Origin of the sequence: Bacteroides stercoris ATCC 43183 (assembly GCF_025147325.1) — a bacterium.
Taxonomy (GTDB): domain Bacteria; phylum Bacteroidota; class Bacteroidia; order Bacteroidales; family Bacteroidaceae; genus Bacteroides; species Bacteroides stercoris.
The window spans coordinates 2,649,640-2,667,943 of the sequence record NZ_CP102262.1 but is presented as its reverse complement, the minus strand read 5'-3'; the positions used below and the strand labels follow the sequence as shown (position 1 = coordinate 2,667,943).

General features: G+C 51.6%; 9 protein-coding genes. 5 read left to right on the top strand and 4 right to left on the bottom strand.

Annotation, left to right across the window (positions count from 1 at the left end; translation table 11 throughout):
• Positions 1-66: 66 nt before the first annotated feature.
• Both NQ565_RS10965 and NQ565_RS10960 read left to right on the top strand, forming a co-directional pair.
• Positions 67-738: a fimbrillin family protein gene (locus NQ565_RS10965; protein ID WP_005656715.1), complete on the top strand. Its 672-nt coding sequence runs from the start codon at positions 67-69 to the stop codon at positions 736-738.
• Between the two features lie 94 nt (positions 739-832).
• Positions 833-1,063, top strand: coding sequence for a hypothetical protein (locus NQ565_RS10960; protein ID WP_005656717.1), 231 nt, complete (start codon positions 833-835; stop codon positions 1,061-1,063).
• Between the two features lie 554 nt (positions 1,064-1,617).
• Here the strand turns inward: NQ565_RS10960 and carB are convergent.
• From carB to glmS, 4 genes are all read right to left on the bottom strand, one after another.
• Positions 1,618-4,902, bottom strand: a complete 3,285-nt coding sequence (gene carB / locus NQ565_RS10955) for a carbamoyl-phosphate synthase (glutamine-hydrolyzing) large subunit (RefSeq protein ID WP_005656720.1) — start codon at positions 4,900-4,902, stop codon at positions 1,618-1,620.
• A 72-nt stretch (positions 4,903-4,974) separates the two neighbouring features.
• Positions 4,975-6,051 (bottom strand): glutamine-hydrolyzing carbamoyl-phosphate synthase small subunit, encoded by a 1,077-nt coding sequence (carA, locus tag NQ565_RS10950; protein WP_005656722.1) that lies wholly within the window; start codon positions 6,049-6,051, stop codon positions 4,975-4,977.
• A 2-nt stretch (positions 6,052-6,053) separates the two neighbouring features.
• Positions 6,054-7,937, bottom strand: coding sequence for an amidophosphoribosyltransferase (locus NQ565_RS10945; protein WP_005656724.1), 1,884 nt, complete (start codon positions 7,935-7,937; stop codon positions 6,054-6,056).
• A gap of 122 nt (positions 7,938-8,059) precedes the next feature.
• The gene (glmS, locus tag NQ565_RS10940; RefSeq protein ID WP_005656726.1) at positions 8,060-9,904 is read right to left on the bottom strand and encodes a glutamine--fructose-6-phosphate transaminase (isomerizing); all 1,845 of its coding nucleotides are present in this window, start codon (positions 9,902-9,904) and stop codon (positions 8,060-8,062) included.
• Positions 9,905-10,268: 364 nt separating this feature from the next.
• On the opposite strand from glmS, the gene gltB reads away from it, so the two are divergent.
• The 3 genes from gltB (at position 10,269) to asnB (ending at position 18,196) form a co-directional block, all read left to right on the top strand.
• Positions 10,269-14,828, top strand: coding sequence for a glutamate synthase large subunit (gene gltB / locus NQ565_RS10935; protein WP_005656727.1), 4,560 nt, complete (start codon positions 10,269-10,271; stop codon positions 14,826-14,828).
• Positions 14,829-14,959: 131 nt separating this feature from the next.
• The gene (locus NQ565_RS10930; RefSeq protein WP_005656729.1) at positions 14,960-16,300 is read left to right on the top strand and encodes a glutamate synthase subunit beta; all 1,341 of its coding nucleotides are present in this window, start codon (positions 14,960-14,962) and stop codon (positions 16,298-16,300) included.
• 186 nt (positions 16,301-16,486) lie between these two features.
• The gene (asnB, locus tag NQ565_RS10925; protein WP_005656730.1) at positions 16,487-18,196 is read left to right on the top strand and encodes an asparagine synthase B; all 1,710 of its coding nucleotides are present in this window, start codon (positions 16,487-16,489) and stop codon (positions 18,194-18,196) included.
• The last annotated feature ends 108 nt before the right edge of the window (positions 18,197-18,304 follow it).

Below are 18,304 nucleotides of genomic sequence, written 5' to 3'. Positions count from 1 at the left end.
CTACCAACAAAATGTAAAATTATTTATTCGCCTCCCAAGCGACCCTCCTTATACTCGACAGGGAAAATGTTTTATCAGAAGCATTTTCCCTGTTTTGCTGCCGGTAAGCCCCGTTATACCGTCCCCCAAAACATCCTTTCCACGAAAAAGCGCATTTTTTTAGTCGCCGTCCCGCTGATGAACCAGACTTCCGCTTCGGACAACAGCCTGGTGAAGTTACGCTTCCACCATACCCTGACCCGGATTGCCATCTACGTAAAAAGCGACGACAACACGACCGGAAAGCAAATCACGGCATTCTCCATCCGCGGAATGAAAAACGGTATCCTCACCTGCCATATCCCGGAAGACAGTAAAGACAAAGGATTCGGCTGGAGTTATCCCGCCCCCGCCGAAACGGAAACATTCACCGCCACCGCTACCCGTTTCGATATTCCGGATAACACCGCAACCCCCAAGGAACTGCTCGCAACCTTCTATCTGCTGCCTTACGGAACAGAGAGTGTCTTCAACCTCACCTACACCTACCAAGCCTATAATTCCGATAATACGGACATCACCCAGACTATCATCCTGAGCAACCAGACACTGCCATCGACTGAAATGTGGACGGAAGGAGCTTCCATAAGTTATACCCTCGGCATCTCCCGGAAGAAAGTCACCGTAACAGCAGGCAGCCTTCCGACATGGAACACAGGAAGTACTGAAACGGTAAGCGAAACGGTTGTGATAAACTAAAAACGAAACGACATGAAACACCTATCTGCCAATATACTGCTTTGCAGCCTTCTCATCTGCAACGGATGTGACAACAGCCACGAACCATACAACAATGGCTACGACAAACCTGGACAAGCTGAACGCACAATTGGGCAAAGCAGGCAGGTCGGCAAGAAATCTGTCAGTTGGTAAAAGACGTATATACCAGACCAGTACCGAATTCAACCGACAACTCAGTTGGATTATCGTCTGGGGATTTCTCGATGATTGGGACAGAATCGGCATCAAAGGGTATGATAAAAATGCCAATAGCTATCTGATTTATCCCTTCTTTGCATTCTGACTAAAACAAAGCGTTGGAACATTAGGAAAAACACGTTTTTTCTCATCACTCGTCACTTTCGCTTTCTATCCCTTTGTTTATGGGGCATTGAGCGGTGACGACCATTGTTATGACAAGAGGTTTTGTCAAAATATACTTGATAATTTCCTTTTAAACACGGAATTACACGGATAGATACGGATTTATTTTATCCTTTTTCCGTGAAATCCGTGTAATTCCGTGCCTAAAAAGAAAAAAACCGGGGAAACGCTCTCTTTATCCGCCTGCTTTTTCATACTTTATCCATTGATTTATATCGAAAAGCCATCGATAAAACTACGGAATGCTTATAGGAAAACCCCGTTTTGCAGTTGCGGGCCGCACGGGGGGCAATTGCGGGCTCTGCGGTTTCCATATGCGGGCTGTACAGCCCGCAGCTACGGGACGAAGAAAACAATACTCCATAACCGGGTTTTACCTACGGTATCTCTGCTTTATATCGCAGAGATACCGTAGAAAAACACCGGCAAACCGGATGCTCCGGGCCGGAGTTCGGAACGGTTGCCCAAGCACTTTTACTTATATTCGTCCCAAGCCCTGATAGCCAAATCGTCCGGTGTCATGGTGCAGAAGGCATTGATAAACGCACTTGCCAGACGTGCATTCGTTATCAGCGGAATATTAAGGTCGATAGCGGCGCGGCGTATTCTGTAACCGTTGTCCAACTCGCCCGCGGTGAGGTTCTTCGGAATGTTCACCACCATATCTATCTCTTTTCTGTGCAGCATTTCGAGCGCCTGCGGGTGCATGTCGGGCTCGCTCGGCCAGTAGACACGGGTGTTCTCCACCCCGTTCTCGGTAAGGAACTTGCTCGAACCGCCGGTAGCAAACAGTTTATACCCTTTCTTTTGAAGCATGCGGGCTGCGGAAAGCATGTCTACCTTCTGCTTCGGCGTACCGGTGGAGAGCAGGATATTCTTCTGCGGAATACGGTAACCCACCGAAAGCATCGCTTTAAGAATAGCGCAGGAAGTATCACTGCCTATGCACCCCACCTCGCCCGTAGACGCCATATCCACGCCCAATACGGGGTCTGCCTTTTGCAGGCGGTTGAAGGAGAACTGAGAAGCCTTGATTCCTACATAATCGAGGTCGAACAGGTTCTTGTCCGGCTTCTGCACGGGGATGCCGAGCATTACTTTCGTAGCCAGTTCGATAAAGTTTATCTTGAGCACCTTGCTTACAAAGGGGAATGAACGCGACGCACGCAGATTACATTCGATTACCTTGATGTCGTTGTCCTTGGCGAGATACTGGATATTGAACGGGCCGGAGATGTTCAGCTCGCGGGCTATCTCGCGGCTGATGCGCTTGATGCGGCGCACCGTCTCCACATACAGTTTCTGCGGCGGGAACTGGATAGTCGCATCGCCGGAGTGCACGCCTGCAAACTCGATGTGTTCGCTGATGGCATAGGCAACGATTTCCCCGTTCTGCGCCACGGCATCCATTTCCACCTCCTTGGCATGCTCTATGAACTGGCTCACCACCACCGGATGTTTCTTCGAGACGTTTGCCGCCAGTTGCAGGAAACGTTCCAGCTCTTCCCGGTTGGAGCAGACGTTCATTGCCGCGCCCGAAAGCACGTAGCTGGGACGAACCAGCACCGGGAAGCCTACCTTATCGACAAAGGCGTTGATATCTTCCAGCGAGGTGAGCGCACGCCATTCGGGCTGGTCTACGCCGATGCGGTCCAGCATGGCAGAGAACTTGTCGCGGTCTTCGGCGTTGTCGATGCTCCTGGCGCTCGTACCGAGAATAGGCACGCGCTGCGCATCGAGACGCAAGGCGAGGTTGTTGGGTATCTGGCCGCCGGTGGATACGATGACGCCGTGCGGATTCTCCAGTTCGAGAATATCCATGACGCGCTCGAAGGTAAGCTCATCGAAATAAAGGCGGTCGCACATGTCATAGTCCGTAGATACGGTTTCGGGGTTGTAGTTGATCATGACGCTGCGGTAGCCTTCCTTGCGGATGGTGTTCAATGCCTGCACGCCGCACCAGTCGAACTCCACCGAGGAACCGATGCGGTACGCACCCGAACCGAGTACGACGATGGATTTACGGTCGCCCAGGTAATGCACGTCGTGGGCGATGCCGCTGTACGTCAGGTACAGATAGTTGGTACGGGCGGGATATTCGGCAGCAAGGGTGTCTATTTGTTTCACTACGGGCAGAATACCTGCATGCTTGCGCAGGGCACGTATGGCAAGGATGGCGTCCTCACCGTCCATATACCGTTCTAGGCCGAAAGCGCGGGCTATCTGGAAATCGGAGAAACCCTGTATCTTGGCCTTGTGCAACAGTTCCCGCGCGGCTTTGTCATTCAGGAGGGAGTGAAGCATCCTTTCACCTTGTGCGGCTTCCGGTTCATCCTGCACCTTTTCCGAATATTCGTGCAGCGCCCTGCTGGTGTCCATTATATTCATCAGCTTTTCAAGGAACCAGCGGTCTATCTTTGTCAGCGCGTGCACCTGGTCTACGGTATATCCGGCACGGAAGGCCTTGGAGATAACGAAGATACGCTTGTCGGTAGGCTCGCGCAGCGCCTTGTCTATGTCGGGGATAACAAGCTCCCTGTTCTCCACGAATCCGTGCATCCCCTGTCCTATCATGCGCAACCCCTTCTGAATGGCTTCTTCAAAAGTACGTCCGATAGCCATGACCTCGCCCACGGACTTCATGCTCGAACCCAATTCCTTATCTACGCCATGAAACTTGCCCAAATCCCAACGGGGAATCTTGCAGACCACATAGTCCAGTGCCGGCTCGAAGAATGCGCCGGTGGTCTTGGTTACGGAGTTCTTCAATTCGAAAAGGCCGTAGCCCAATCCTAATTTGGCAGCAACGAATGCCAGCGGATAACCCGTTGCCTTAGAGGCAAGTGCAGACGAACGGCTCAAGCGGGCGTTTACCTCGATAACGCGGTAGTCCTCGCTTTCGGGGTCGTAGGCATACTGCACGTTGCACTCGCCCACAATGCCGATGTGGCGGATGATGCGGATAGCCAGTTCTCGCAGTTTATGATAATCCGTATTGCTCAGTGTCTGCGACGGAGCAATCACGATAGACTCTCCGGTGTGGATGCCCAGCGGGTCGAAGTTCTCCATGTTGCACACCGTGATGCAGTTGTCGAAACGGTCGCGTACCACTTCGTACTCCACCTCTTTCCAGCCGCGCAGGGATTTCTCCACCAGCACTTGCGGGGAGAAAGAGAAAGCCTTTTCCACCAGTACGTTCAGCTCGTCTTCGTTGTCGCAGAAGCCCGACCCTAACCCGCCAAGCGCGTAGGCGGCACGGACGATAACCGGATAGCCCAGTTCCGCAGCGGCGCGGCGGGCATCCGCAGCATTCTCCACAGCCTCGCTCCGGATGGTCTTTACATTGATTTCGTTCAGCTTCTGTACGAATATCTCGCGGTCTTCCGTATCTATAATGGCCTGTACGGGCGTACCGAGCACCTCGACACCGTATTTTCCGAAAACACCTTCCTTGTAAAGCTCCACACCACAGTTCAAAGCCGTTTGTCCGCCAAAGGCGAGCATAATGCCGTCGGGACGTTCCTTTTCGATAACCTTCTCCACGAAGTAAGGGGTTACGGGCAGGAAGTAAATCCGGTCGGCAACGCCTTCCGAGGTCTGCACCGTGGCAATGTTCGGATTGATGAGGACGGTGTGGATACCTTCTTCCTTCAATGCCTTGAGCGCCTGCGAACCGGAGTAGTCAAACTCTCCCGCCTCACCTATTTTCAGTGCGCCGGACCCCAGCAGCAGGACTTTCTTTATATTGTTCTCTTTCATTTGTCTTGATTTGATTGTACCAATAATTTGTTTTCACACGTATCCGAATCTTTTTCGATACCGATAAAACGGTTATAGCAGTTTCACGAACTCATCGAACAGAAATTCCGTATCCGTCGGTCCGCTGGCCGCTTCGGGATGAAACTGTGCGGAGAACCACGGATTGCGCTTATGGCGGATGCCTTCGTTGGAGCCGTCGTTCATATTGACGAAGAGCGGTTCCCAGTCTGCGCCCAGCGTGTTGCTGTCCACCGCATAGCCGTGGTTCTGCGAAGTGATGAAACAACGCTCCGTACCCACCATGCGTACGGGCTGGTTGTGGCTGCGGTGTCCGTATTTCAATTTGTATATTTCGGCTCCGCCGGCTTTGGAGAGTAGCTGATTGCCCATGCAGATGCCGAAGATAGGCAGCTTCTCGTTCTGCATCGCCTTGCGGATGTTCCGGACGGCGGCATCGCAGGTATCGGGGTCGCCGGGACCGTTGGAGATGAACAGCCCGTCGAACTCCAGTCCGTTGAAGTCGTAATCCCAGGGAACGCGGATTACTTCCACATCCCGTTTCAAGAGGCAACGGATGATGTTGGCCTTGACGCCGCAGTCCACAAGGAGCACTTTCTTTCTGCCCTCGCCCGTGTTGTAGCGGATAACTTCCCTGCAACTCACCTTATCCACATAGTTTACACCCGCATAAGCAGCTTGGGGCACATTATCGGGATCGTCGTCAAAGACAATCTTGCCCATCATCACCCCGTGCTCGCGCAGCACTTTCGTCAACTCGCGGGTATCGATGCCCGTAATGCCCGGCACTTGTTCGCGTTTCAGCCAGTTGCCGAGGCTTTCCACGGCATTCCAATGACTGTAGTTACCGGAATAATCGCTTACAATAAGGGCTTCGGCGTGGATGCGTTCGCTCTCCATAAATACAGGCAGCCCGTCGGGGGCGAAGGTAAAAGGCGGCACACCGTAATTGCCCGCCAAGGGATATGTAAGCGTCATCAACTGTCCGGCATACGAAGGGTCGGTCAGGCTTTCGGGATAACCCGACATGGCAGTGTTGAACACCACCTCTCCCGCTACCGGCTTTTCATAACCGAACGACTTGCCGTGAAAACGGCTCCCGTCGTCAAGGATAAGAGTCACATTTCTCATATTCAGAATTGATATACTTGTTCTATGTAATTAATAAATGCCACGTTCAGCAGTTTCACACCGCCCGGCGTGGGGTAATCACCGCTGAAGTACCAGTCGCCCCGGTGCTGCGGGCAGGCTTCATGCAGGCCTTCGAGAGGTTGATAGACAATCTGCACTTGGGCTTTCGTACCTTTCGGGGTGAGCAGTTCCACCATTTTGGCGGAAATCTCCTCGTCGGTAAAGGGAGCGTATATCTCCTTTACGTAGTTCACCATCTGTTCTTTGGGCAGACTCACCTGTTCTTTGGACTTGCGGTAGGCGGACTCGATGACATCGCGCATCTCGCGTTCTTTCAGCAACTCGATGGCAGCCTTGAAAGCTATGAACTCGCTCATCTTCGCCATGTCGATACCGTAATAGTCGGGATAGCGCACCTGCGGCGAGGAGCTTACAATCACTATCTTCTTCGGGCCGAGACGGTCGAGGATGCCGATGATGCTCTGCTTCAGGGTAGTGCCGCGCACAATGCTGTCGTCTATGATAACCAGATTGTCCGTACCGGGCACGAGGCTGCCGTAAGTGATGTCGTACACATGGGCGGCAAGGTCGTTGCGGCTGTTGCCCTCGGCGATGAAAGTACGCAGCTTGATGTCCTTAATGGCCACCTTCTCGCTCCGTATGCGGCGGGACAGGATACGCTCCAGCTCATCGTGGCTGGGGTTGTGTCCCAAAGCGGCAATCTGCCGCACCTTCTCCTCGTTGAGATAGTCGTCCAGTCCCTGCAACATTCCGTAGAAAGCCACTTCCGCGGTATTCGGTATAAAGGAAAAGACGGTGTGGTCTATATCCTTATCGATGGCTTTCAGGATGTTGGGCACCAGTTTCTCACCCAACAGTTTACGTTCCTTGTAGATGTCCATGTCACTGCCGCGGCTGAAATAGATACGCTCGAAGGAGCAAGGCTTCACCTCGCGCGGCTTGTTGATTTGCACCGTGCGGAGCTTGCCGGCTTTGTTGATTAGCAAAGCCTGTCCCGGTTGCAGCTCCCTGATGCGGTCGGCTGAGACGTTGAGCGCGGTCTGGATGACGGGACGCTCGCTGGCAAGCACCGCTATCTCATCGTCCTGATACCAGAATGCAGGGCGGATGCCCCACGGATCGCGGACGGCGAATGTCTCGCCGCTTCCGGTAAGTCCGCACATCACATAGCCCCCGTCCCACTCCTTGCTCGAGGTGCGCAGGACGTTGGCGAGGTCGATATGGTCTTCGATGTAATGCGTGATGTCCATGCCCGTCAGTCCTTCGGCTTCGGCAAGGTTGAAGAGGCGCTCCACCTCGCGGTCGAGCCGGTGGCCCACCTGCTCCAGCATGATATACGTATCGGCATACTTGCGCGGGTGCTGGCCGATGGCGGTGATGCGTGCGAAGATTTCATCCACGTTCGTCAGGTTGAAGTTACCGCACAGGGCAAGGTTCTTGGCACGCCAGTTGTTCCGCCTGAGAAACGGATGCACGTACGAGAGGCCCGACTTCCCCGTGGTGGAGTAACGCAGATGCCCCATATACACCTCCCCCGCAAAGGGGAGCACGCGCTTGGCATAGCCGGCGTCGTGCAGTTGTTCTTTCGTAAGGTCTTTAAAGTTGCTTTGCACCGTGCCGAATATCTCGGTGATGGCTCCCGAACCGAGCGCCCGTTCGCGAAACATATATTCCTCGCCGGGGTTCGCTTCCAGTTTCACACAAGCCAGTCCGGCGCCTTCCTGCCCCCGGTTGTGCTGTTTCTCCATGAGAAGATAGAGCTTGTTCAGCCCGTACATCCATGTACCGTACTTTTCTTCGTAATACTCCAGCGGTTTCAGCAGGCGTATCATGGCGACGCCACATTCATGCTTCAGTTGTTCCATTTATATATTTACTAATGAGTTATTACTTCTTTTAAAAACGCGTTATTTATGTTCTGAGAACATATCATCTGTCAAGGGCAAACGCATTATCTGTTTTACCCATACACATCATCCGCTTCCGGTCATTCCACCGTTACCGACTTGGCAAGATTACGCGGTCGGTCTACATCCATGCCTTTACATACGGCTATGTGATAAGCGAGCAGTTGCAAGGGAACCGTAGTTATTAACGGGCCAAGACATTCCATTGTTTCGGGAAGTTCGATACAAATGTCAGCGATTTTACCGATAACCGTATCTCCCTTGGTAACAATCGCTATCACCCTGCCTTTGCGCGCTTTAATTTCCTGTATATTGCTCAGTACTTTTTCGTACAATCCGTTCTGTGTGGCAATAACCACCACCGGCATTTCCGCATCTATCAAAGCAATAGGCCCATGCTTCATTTCGGCGGCCGGATAGCCTTCCGCATGGATGTACGAGATTTCTTTCAGCTTCAAAGCGCCTTCCAACGCTACGGGATAACTGTAACCGCGTCCCAGATAGATAAAATTGTGTGCGTAAGTGAAGATTTTGGAAAGCTCCGCTATACGGTCGTTCAGCTTCAGCACCTCTTTCATCTTTCCGGGAATCTGTCCGAGTTCCCTCACTATGGCGAGGTATTGCGTTTCATCAATCGTACGCTTCTCCCGTGCAAGAGTCAATGCCAACATGGTGAGCACAGTTACCTGACCTGTAAAGGCTTTGGTGGACGCCACACCTATTTCCGGCCCTACATGAATGTAAGACCCCGTATTCGTAGCGCGCGGAATACTCGAACCGATAGCATTACAGATGCCATATATAAATGCACCACGGCTTTTGGCAAGTTCTATGGCAGCCAGCGTATCGGCTGTCTCCCCGCTTTGCGAAATGGCAATCACCACATCACTACTGTCAATCACCGGGTCCCGGTAACGAAATTCCGAAGCATACTCCACTTCCACCGGAATGCGGCAGAAACTCTCTATCAGATGTTTGCCTATAAGCGCAGCGTGCCACGACGTGCCACAAGCCACAATTACAAAACGTTTGGCAGCAAGCAGACGTTCCTTATAATCTATAATGGCGGAAAGCACCACGTTAGTACCCTCCAGATTAATGCGTCCGCGCATACAGTCATGAATACAATCGGGTTGCTCAAAAATCTCCTTCAACATGAAATGCGGATAACCGCCCTTCTCCAACTGGCCGAGATTGAGCGCCACCGTCTTTACCTCGTGCGGACACTCCACATTCTTGAGATTCACCACTTTCAGTTTCTCCCCACAACGAATAACGGCTATCTCCTCATCTTCCAGATAGACCACCTTGTCCGTATATTCCACAATCGGAGTGGCATCGGATGCCAAGAAGAATTCATCCTGCCCGATACCCACCACCAACGGACTGCTTTTGCGCGCAGCAATAATCTCATCAGGATTCTCCCTGTCGAGCACGGCAATGGCATATGCACCGATAACCTCCTGCAAAGCCAGTTGCACGGCAGTCAGTAAATCGATGCGGTTTATAACCTGAATGTATTCTATGAGTTGTATCAGTACCTCGGTGTCGGTACTACTTTTAAAAGTATAGCCTTTGGCTTGGAGTTTGTCTTTAAGGGCGGCGTAATTTTCAATGATACCGTTGTGAATAAGAGCGAATCTTTCGGAAGAGGAATAATGGGGATGAGCGTTAACGGAACAAGGTTCTCCATGTGTAGCCCAGCGGGTATGTGCAATACCTATACTACCGGAAATATCTTTTTGAGTAACGAAAGTTTCTAAATCCGAAACCTTTCCTTTCGTCTTGTACACGTTCAGTTGTCGGTCATCACTGATTAATGCTACCCCTGCACTATCGTATCCGCGGTACTCCAACCGCTTCAAACCTTTGATAAGAATGGGGTAGGCTTTTCTTTGACCTATATAGCCTACTATTCCACACATAATATATCAGTATTTGATTTGCGCTGCAAAGATATATATTCTTTAGAACATAAAGTTAACCTTTTCACTATTTATTTGTCAAAAGAGTAGAAAAAAGTTATTTTATTATCAAAAAGACAAGGAAAATAATATTTTAAAAGCAAAAGGTCTAATTTATAATCTTAAAGCAAACAGACGAAATCTGATTTAAGATTAGAAGAAAACAAAGGGTATTTTCTATCAGATTATAACTTCATCCCCCGGTGTAAGTATTTAGCAAGGCACAAATCGAGGAATATTGTTATCAATTTGAAACTAAATATATATATTTGCAAAACATTTTGATACAACAAATAGGTATTACATAAATTAGAGTAAACCAAAAATGGAAAACAAAGAGCTTTTTAACAACAAAACAAAGGAACAACCCGCACAACGACAGCCCATGCAGTTGGGCCTGTACGATGCCACCAATGAACACGACGCTTGCGGTGTGGGAATGTTAGTGAACATTCACGGCAGCAAATCACATGAATTGGTTGAATCCGCATTGAAAGTATTGGAGAATATGCGTCATCGCGGAGCGGAAGGTGCCGACAACAAGACCGGAGACGGCGCCGGCATCATGTTGCAAATACCGCACGAATTCATCCTGCTGCAAGGCATCCCCGTTCCCGAAAAAGGGAAATACGGAACAGGACTACTTTTTCTTCCGAAAGATGAGAAAGACCGGGCAGCCATCCTGAGTATCATCATTGAAGAAATAGAGAAAGAAGGATTGACGCTGATGCACCTGCGCAATGTGCCTACCTGCCCCGAAATACTGGGTGAGGCCGCACTTGCCAACGAACCCGACATCAAACAAATCTTCATCACCGGATTTACGGACAGTGAAACCGCCGACCGCCGTCTCTATATAATAAGGAAAAGAATAGAAAACAAAGTACGCAGGTCGGATATAGCCGCACGAGAGGATTTCTATATCGTGTCGCTGTCTACGAAGAACATCATCTATAAAGGTATGCTCTCTTCCCTACAGTTACGTAACTACTTCCCCGACCTGACAAACAACTACTTCACCAGCGGACTGGCTCTGGTGCACTCCCGTTTCAGCACCAACACCTTCCCTACATGGGGACTGGCACAGCCGTTCCGTCTCTTGGCGCACAACGGTGAAATCAATACCATACGCGGTAACCGCGGCTGGATGGAAGCGCGTGAAAGCGTCCTGTCCTCTCCCGCCCTTGGCGACATCAAAGAACTGCGTCCCATCATCCAGCCGAACATGAGCGACAGCGCCTCGCTGGACAACGTACTGGAGTTCCTTGTCATGTCCGGCCTCAGCCTACCGCATGCCATGGCAATGCTCGTACCGGAATCCTTCAACGAAAAGAACCCCATCAGCGAAGACCTCAAGGCCTTCTACGAATACCACTCTATCCTCATGGAACCTTGGGACGGACCTGCCGCACTACTCTTCAGCGACGGACGCTATGCGGGTGGTATGTTGGATCGCAACGGTCTGCGTCCCGCACGCTACCTTATTACGCACAACGACATCATGGTAGTGGCAAGTGAAGTCGGCGTAATGGATTTCGAACCGGGCGACATCAAAGAGAAAGGTCGTCTGCAACCCGGCAAGATACTTTTGATAGATACCGAGAAAGGCGAGATTTACTACGACGGCGAACAGAAAAAGCAACTTGCCGAAGCCAAGCCCTACCGCACTTGGCTCGCCAGCAACCGCATCGAACTGAACGAACTGAAAAGCGGGCGCAAAGTGCCCCACAACGTGGACAACTATAACAGTATGCTACGTACGTTCGGCTTCTCCAAAGAAGATGTCGAGAAAATCATCCTACCCATGGCATCCAACGGCGCCGAGCCTGTCAGCGCAATGGGTAACGACACCCCGCTTGCCGTACTTTCCGACAAGCCGCAGCTACTATACAATTACTTCCGCCAACAGTTTGCGCAAGTCACCAATCCGCCTATCGACCCTATCCGCGAAGAGTTGGTAATGTCTCTCACCGAGTACATCGGCGCAGTGGGCATGAACATACTGACACCCAACGAAAGCCATTGCAAAATGGTACGGCTGAACCACCCCATCCTGACGAATGCGCAATTGGATATTCTCTGCAACATCCGCTACAAAGGCTTCAAGACCGTAAAGCTGCCGATACTGTTTGAAGTCTCCAAAGGACGTGCAGGACTGCAGGAAGCGCTTGACCGCCTGTGCAAGGAAGCCGAAGAGTCCGTCACCGAAGGCGTGAACTACATTGTACTGACCGACCGCAACGTAGATACCGTCCATGCCGCCATCCCCTCATTGCTTGCCGTATCGGCAGTGCACCACCACCTCATTTCGGTAGGAAAGCGCGTACAGACCGCATTGGTCGTGGAAAGCGGCGAGATACGCGAAGTGATGCACGCCGCACTGCTCCTCGGATTCGGTGCAAGCGCACTGAACCCCTATATGGCATTTGCCGTACTGAACGAACTCGTTGCCAAGAAAGAGGTACAGTTGGACTATGCCACCGCAGAGAAGAATTACATCAAAGCCATTTGCAAAGGCCTGTTCAAGATTATGAGCAAAATGGGTATCAGCACCATCCGCTCCTACCGGGGCGCAAAGATATTCGAGGCTGTCGGGCTGAGCGAAGAATTGAGCAACGCTTACTTCGGCGGATTAAAATCGGCTATCGGCGGCATCCGTTTGGATGAGGTGGCACGTGACGCCATCACTTTTCACGACGAAGGAGAAGCGATGAAAAAGGAAGAAACGCGCATGAAGAATGATGGTGGTGAAGCTCCCCTATTGCCGAACAAAGGACTGTACGCATACCGTAAGGACGGAGAAAAGCACGCTTGGAACCCAGAGACTATCAGTACCCTGCAAATAGCTACTCGTCTGGGCAGTTACAAGAAATTCAAAGAGTTTACCCGCTTGGTCGATGAGAAAGAAAAGCCTATCTTCCTGCGCGACTTTCTCGACTTCCGTCACAACCCCATTTCCATAGACAGGGTGGAACCGGTGGAAAGCATTCTGAAACGTTTCGTTACGGGCGCCATGTCTTTCGGAGCCATCAGTCAGGAAGCGCATGAGGCAATGGCGGTTGCCATGAATAAACTGCACGGGCGAAGCAATACGGGTGAAGGCGGTGAAGATGCCGCACGCTTCGGAACTGAAATGCGCAGTGCCATCAAACAGGTAGCATCCGGACGTTTCGGGGTCACTACGGAATATCTGGTGAATGCCGACGAAATACAGATAAAAGTGGCACAAGGCGCCAAGCCGGGTGAAGGCGGCCAGTTGCCGGGATTCAAAGTAGACCAAGTGATTGCCCGCACGCGCCACTCCATTCCAGGTATTTCATTGATTTCTCCCCCGCCCCATCACGACATCTATTCCATCGAAGACCTGGCACAGCTTATCTTCGACTTGAAGAACGTCAATCCGAAAGCCAAAATCAGCGTGAAGCTGGTAGCCGAAAGCGGTGTGGGAACTATCGCCGCAGGTGTGGCGAAAGCCAAAGCCGACCTCATCGTCATCTCCGGCGCCGAAGGCGGTACAGGCGCATCACCCGCAAGCTCCATCCGATATGCCGGCATCTCGCCCGAACTCGGACTGAGCGAGACGCAACAGACACTGGTACTGAACGGGCTGCGCGGACAAGTGCTGCTGCAAGTGGACGGACAACTGAAAACCGGACGCGACGTAGTACTCATGGCCATGCTCGGTGCGGAAGAATACGGTTTCGCCACCGCTGCCCTCATCGTATTGGGATGCGTGATGATGCGCAAGTGTAACCAAAACACATGTCCCGTAGGTGTAGCCACCCAGAACCCGGAACTGCGCAAACGTTTCATCGGCCGTAGCGAATACCTTGTGAACTACTTTACCTTCCTTGCCCGCGAAGTACGCGAGTATCTGGCAGAGATTGGAGTGGAAAAACTGGATGATATCATCGGGCGTACCGACCTCATCATCCGCAGACCGGATGACGGCATCAAGAAACATCAACTCATCAACTTCGACAAAGTACTGGCGCGTGTGGACAACGGAGCCGCCATCCGCCACATCATAAACCAGCAACACGGCATCGACCGCGTAAAAGACGTGGAAATGCTGAATGCCGCCGCCAATGCCGTAGACGAACAGAAAGAAGTTTCTCTCGAATATACCATCGCCAACACCGACCGCGCCTGCGGTGCGATGCTCTCCGGCGCTATCGCCGCCAAGTACGGCGCAAAAGGCCTGCCCGAACATACACTGAACGTCAAGTTCAAAGGCTCGGCCGGACAGAGTTTCGGAGCATTCCTCGTACCGGGTATCAACTTCAAGCTGGAAGGTGAGGCCAATGACTATCTGGGCAAAGGGCTGAGTGGCGGACGTATCGCCGTACTACCCCCTGTACGCAGCAACTTCGAGGCCGAGAAGAACACAATTGCCGGAAACACCCTTCTGTATGGTGCAACCAGCGGCGAAGTATATATCAACGGTCGCGTAGGCGAACGCTTTGCCGTCCGCAACTCCGGTGCAATAGCCGTTGTAGAGGGTGTGGGTGACCATTGCTGCGAATACATGACCGGCGGACGTGTAGTGGTGCTCGGACAGACGGGACGTAACTTTGCCGCAGGTATGTCCGGTGGTGTGGCCTACGTCTGGAACAAAGACGGAAACTTCGACTACTTCTGTAACATGGAAATGGTGGAACTAAGCCTCATTGAAGAAACCTCATACCGCAAGGAGTTGCACGAACTCATCCGCCAGCATTATCTCTACACCGGTTCCAAACTGGCGCGCATCCTACTCGATGACTGGACGCACTACGTAGACGAGTTTATCCAAGTAGTCCCTATCGAGTACAAAAAAGTGCTGCAAGAAGAACAGATGAAGAAGCTGCAACAGAAGATTGCGGATATGCAAAGAGACTATTAAATTAAAAATTGAGAATTGAGAATTAAAAAATACAGAATAGTGCGTACTTACAAATTCCACGTTCTTTTTAATTTTCGATTCTCTGAGTATTATTTCTTAATTTTCAATTTTTAATTCTCAATTTATCAATCATGGGCGATTCAAAAGCATTCTTAAATATCCCCCGCCAAGAAGCGGGCTACCGTCCGATACACGAACGTATCACAGATTTCAGCCAGGTGGAACAGACGCTGAACAGTCACGACCGCAAGCTCCAAGCCTCACGCTGTATGGAATGCGGTGTACCTTTTTGCCATTGGGCATGTCCGTTGGGCAACAAGCAACCGGAGTTTCAAGACGCACTCTGCAAAGGAAAATGGCGCGAAGCCTATCAAGTACTGAACGAGACGAATGATTTCCCCGAATTTACGGGACGTATCTGCCCCGCACTTTGTGAGAAGTCATGTGTGCTGAAACTCTCCTGCGATGCTCCCGTAACCATCCGCGAGAATGAGGCAGCCATTGCCGAAGCCGCTTTTCGTGAAGGATATATCGTGCCTGTCCGCCCCGAACGCAATGGCTGGAAAATAGCTGTCATCGGTGCAGGGCCTGCCGGGCTGAGCGTTGCCGCACGGCTGAATGCCCGTGGCTACGAAGTCACGATATTCGATTCCAAACCGATGCCGGGCGGACTGCTTCGCTACGGTATTCCCAATTTCAAACTACCCAAAGAAGTGATAGACCGTCGCATGAATGTACTGAAAGCCGAAGGTATCCGGTTTGAAATGGGTGTCTGCATCGATATGCAGAAGCTGCCCGCAGGTTTCGATGCTTACGCCGTCTGCACAGGCACTCCCACTGCCCGTGACCTTACCATCCCCGGCCGTGAACTGAAAGGTATCTACTTTGCCCTCGATATGCTGGCTCAACAGAACCGTATCCTCGACGGAGAGACATTCCCGAAAGAGCAGCTTGTCAATGCCCGTGGCAAACGGGTGCTTGTCATTGGCGGTGGCGACACAGGCTCGGACTGCATCGGCACGAGCATCCGCCAAGGAGCTACGAGCGTGACACAAATAGAAATCATGCCACAACCACCCGTAGGCCACAATGACGCTACGCCCTGGCCGCAATGGCCCGTTGTCCTGAAAACCACTTCCAGTCACGAAGAAGGATGCACACGCCGCTGGTCACTGGCATCCAACAGATTCATCGGCAAGAACGGAAAGGTTTGCGGCGTGGAAGTGGAAGAAGTGGAATGGCTTCCGGCAAAAGACGGTGGCCGCCCCACCATGAAACCTACGGGTAAGAAAGAAGTCATTGAAGCCGATATGGTGCTGTTGGCTATGGGCTTCCTCAAACCGGAACAGCCGACATTTGCAGAGAATGTATTCGTGGCGGGAGATGCCGCCAATGGTGCAAGTCTCGTAGTACGTGCACTGGCTGACGGTCGCAAAGTAGCCCGGCGGATTGACCAATACTTCAACCGGTAGTTTTGCGGCAACGAAAAAAGTTTCAAAGAGGGATACCAAGAGTTTCAACGCATGAAACTTTCTGTCCCCCGGTGTGAAACGACTCGTTTCAACGCTTGAAACAATCCGTTCCAACGGACGAAACTGCCAGTCTCACCCGATACAACTAACATCATCCCGATATCAACTTCTAAAACAACTACAACCATGTGTGGAATAGCAGGTATTTTCAACATAAAATCCCAGACTCCGGAACTCAGGAGTAAAGCTTTAAAAATGGCACAGAAAATCCGCCATCGCGGACCGGACTGGAGCGGTATTTATGTAGGCGGCTCCGCAATCCTTGCACACGAGCGGCTTTCTATCGTCGACCCTCAATCGGGTGGGCAACCTCTGTACTCGCCCGACCGCAAGCAAATCCTTGCCGTCAACGGTGAGATATACAACCACCGCGATATCCGTGCACATTACGCCGGAAAGTACACCTTTCAGACGGGTTCGGACTGCGAAGTCATCCTCGCCCTCTACAAAGACAAGGGCATCAATTTCCTCGAAGAACTGAACGGTATCTTCGCCTTTGCCCTCTACGATGAAGAGACGGACGATTACCTCATAGCCCGCGACCCCATCGGAGTGATACCTTTATATATAGGCCGCGACAAGGAAGGCCGCATCTACTTCGGCAGCGAACTGAAAGCTCTCGAAGGCTTCTGCGACGAGTACGAGCCTTTCCTGCCCGGACACTATTACCGGGGACGTGAGGGTAAAATGCACCGCTGGTACACTCGCGACTGGATGCAATACCTTGCCGTAAAAGACAACTATCATACTGGTTACCCTGACGTCAATGCCACAACCTACCAAACTCAGGTTTCTGCCGTACATGATGCCCTCGAAGCCGCCGTACAGCGCCAACTTATGTCGGACGTACCTTACGGCGTGTTGTTGTCCGGCGGGCTGGACTCTTCCGTAATCTCGGCCATCGCCAAGAAATACGCCGGAAAACGTATTGAGACGGACAACAAGGCAGATGCGTGGTGGCCTCAACTCCACTCTTTTGCAGTAGGCTTGAAAGGTGCTCCCGACCTCATCAAAGCACGTGAAGTGGCGCAATACATCGGCACTATCCACCATGAAATAAACTACACCATTCAAGAAGGGCTGGACGCCATTCGCGATGTCATCTACTTCATCGAAACCTACGACGTAACCACTGTCCGCGCATCCACGCCCATGTACTTGCTGGCGCGTGTCATCAAGAGCATGGGCATCAAGATGGTACTTAGTGGTGAAGGTGCGGACGAAGTATTCGGCGGCTACCTCTACTTCCACAAAGCGCCCACACCACAAGCCTTCCATGAAGAAACAGTACGTAAGCTCTCCAAACTGTACCTTTACGATTGCCTGCGCGCCAACAAGAGTCTTGCCGCTTGGGGCGTGGAAGGACGTGTCCCGTTTCTCGACAAAGAATTTCTGGATGTAGCCATGCGACTGAATCCTGCCACGAAGATGTGTCCCGGAAAAGAAATTGAAAAGAAAGTGGTTCGCGAAGCCTTTGCGGATATGCTGCCCGAAAGCGTCGCATGGCGTCAGAAAGAACAATTTTCTGATGGTGTGGGTTACAGCTGGATTGATACGCTGAAAGCTGTCACTGCCGCTGCCGTCAGTGATGAACAGATGCGGAAAGCCTCCGAACGCTTCCCCGTAAACACACCGATGAACAAAGAGGAATACTACTACCGCACTATTTTCGAGGAGCACTTCCCCAGCGAGAGTGCCGCCCGCAGTGTACCCAGCGTACCGAGTGTAGCCTGTTCCACCGCCGAAGCATTGGCATGGGACGTCTCATTCCAAGGGAAAAACGACCCTAGCGGACGCGCCGTTGCCGGTGTGCACGAAGAAGCCTACAAGGACTGAACCTTAAAAAAAGTAACCACACGGCAAATGCAACGGATTTTTAATATACTTTCTGTTTCATATTCGTAAGCTTATGCTACCTTTGCGAAAGAACGATGAAAATAATTA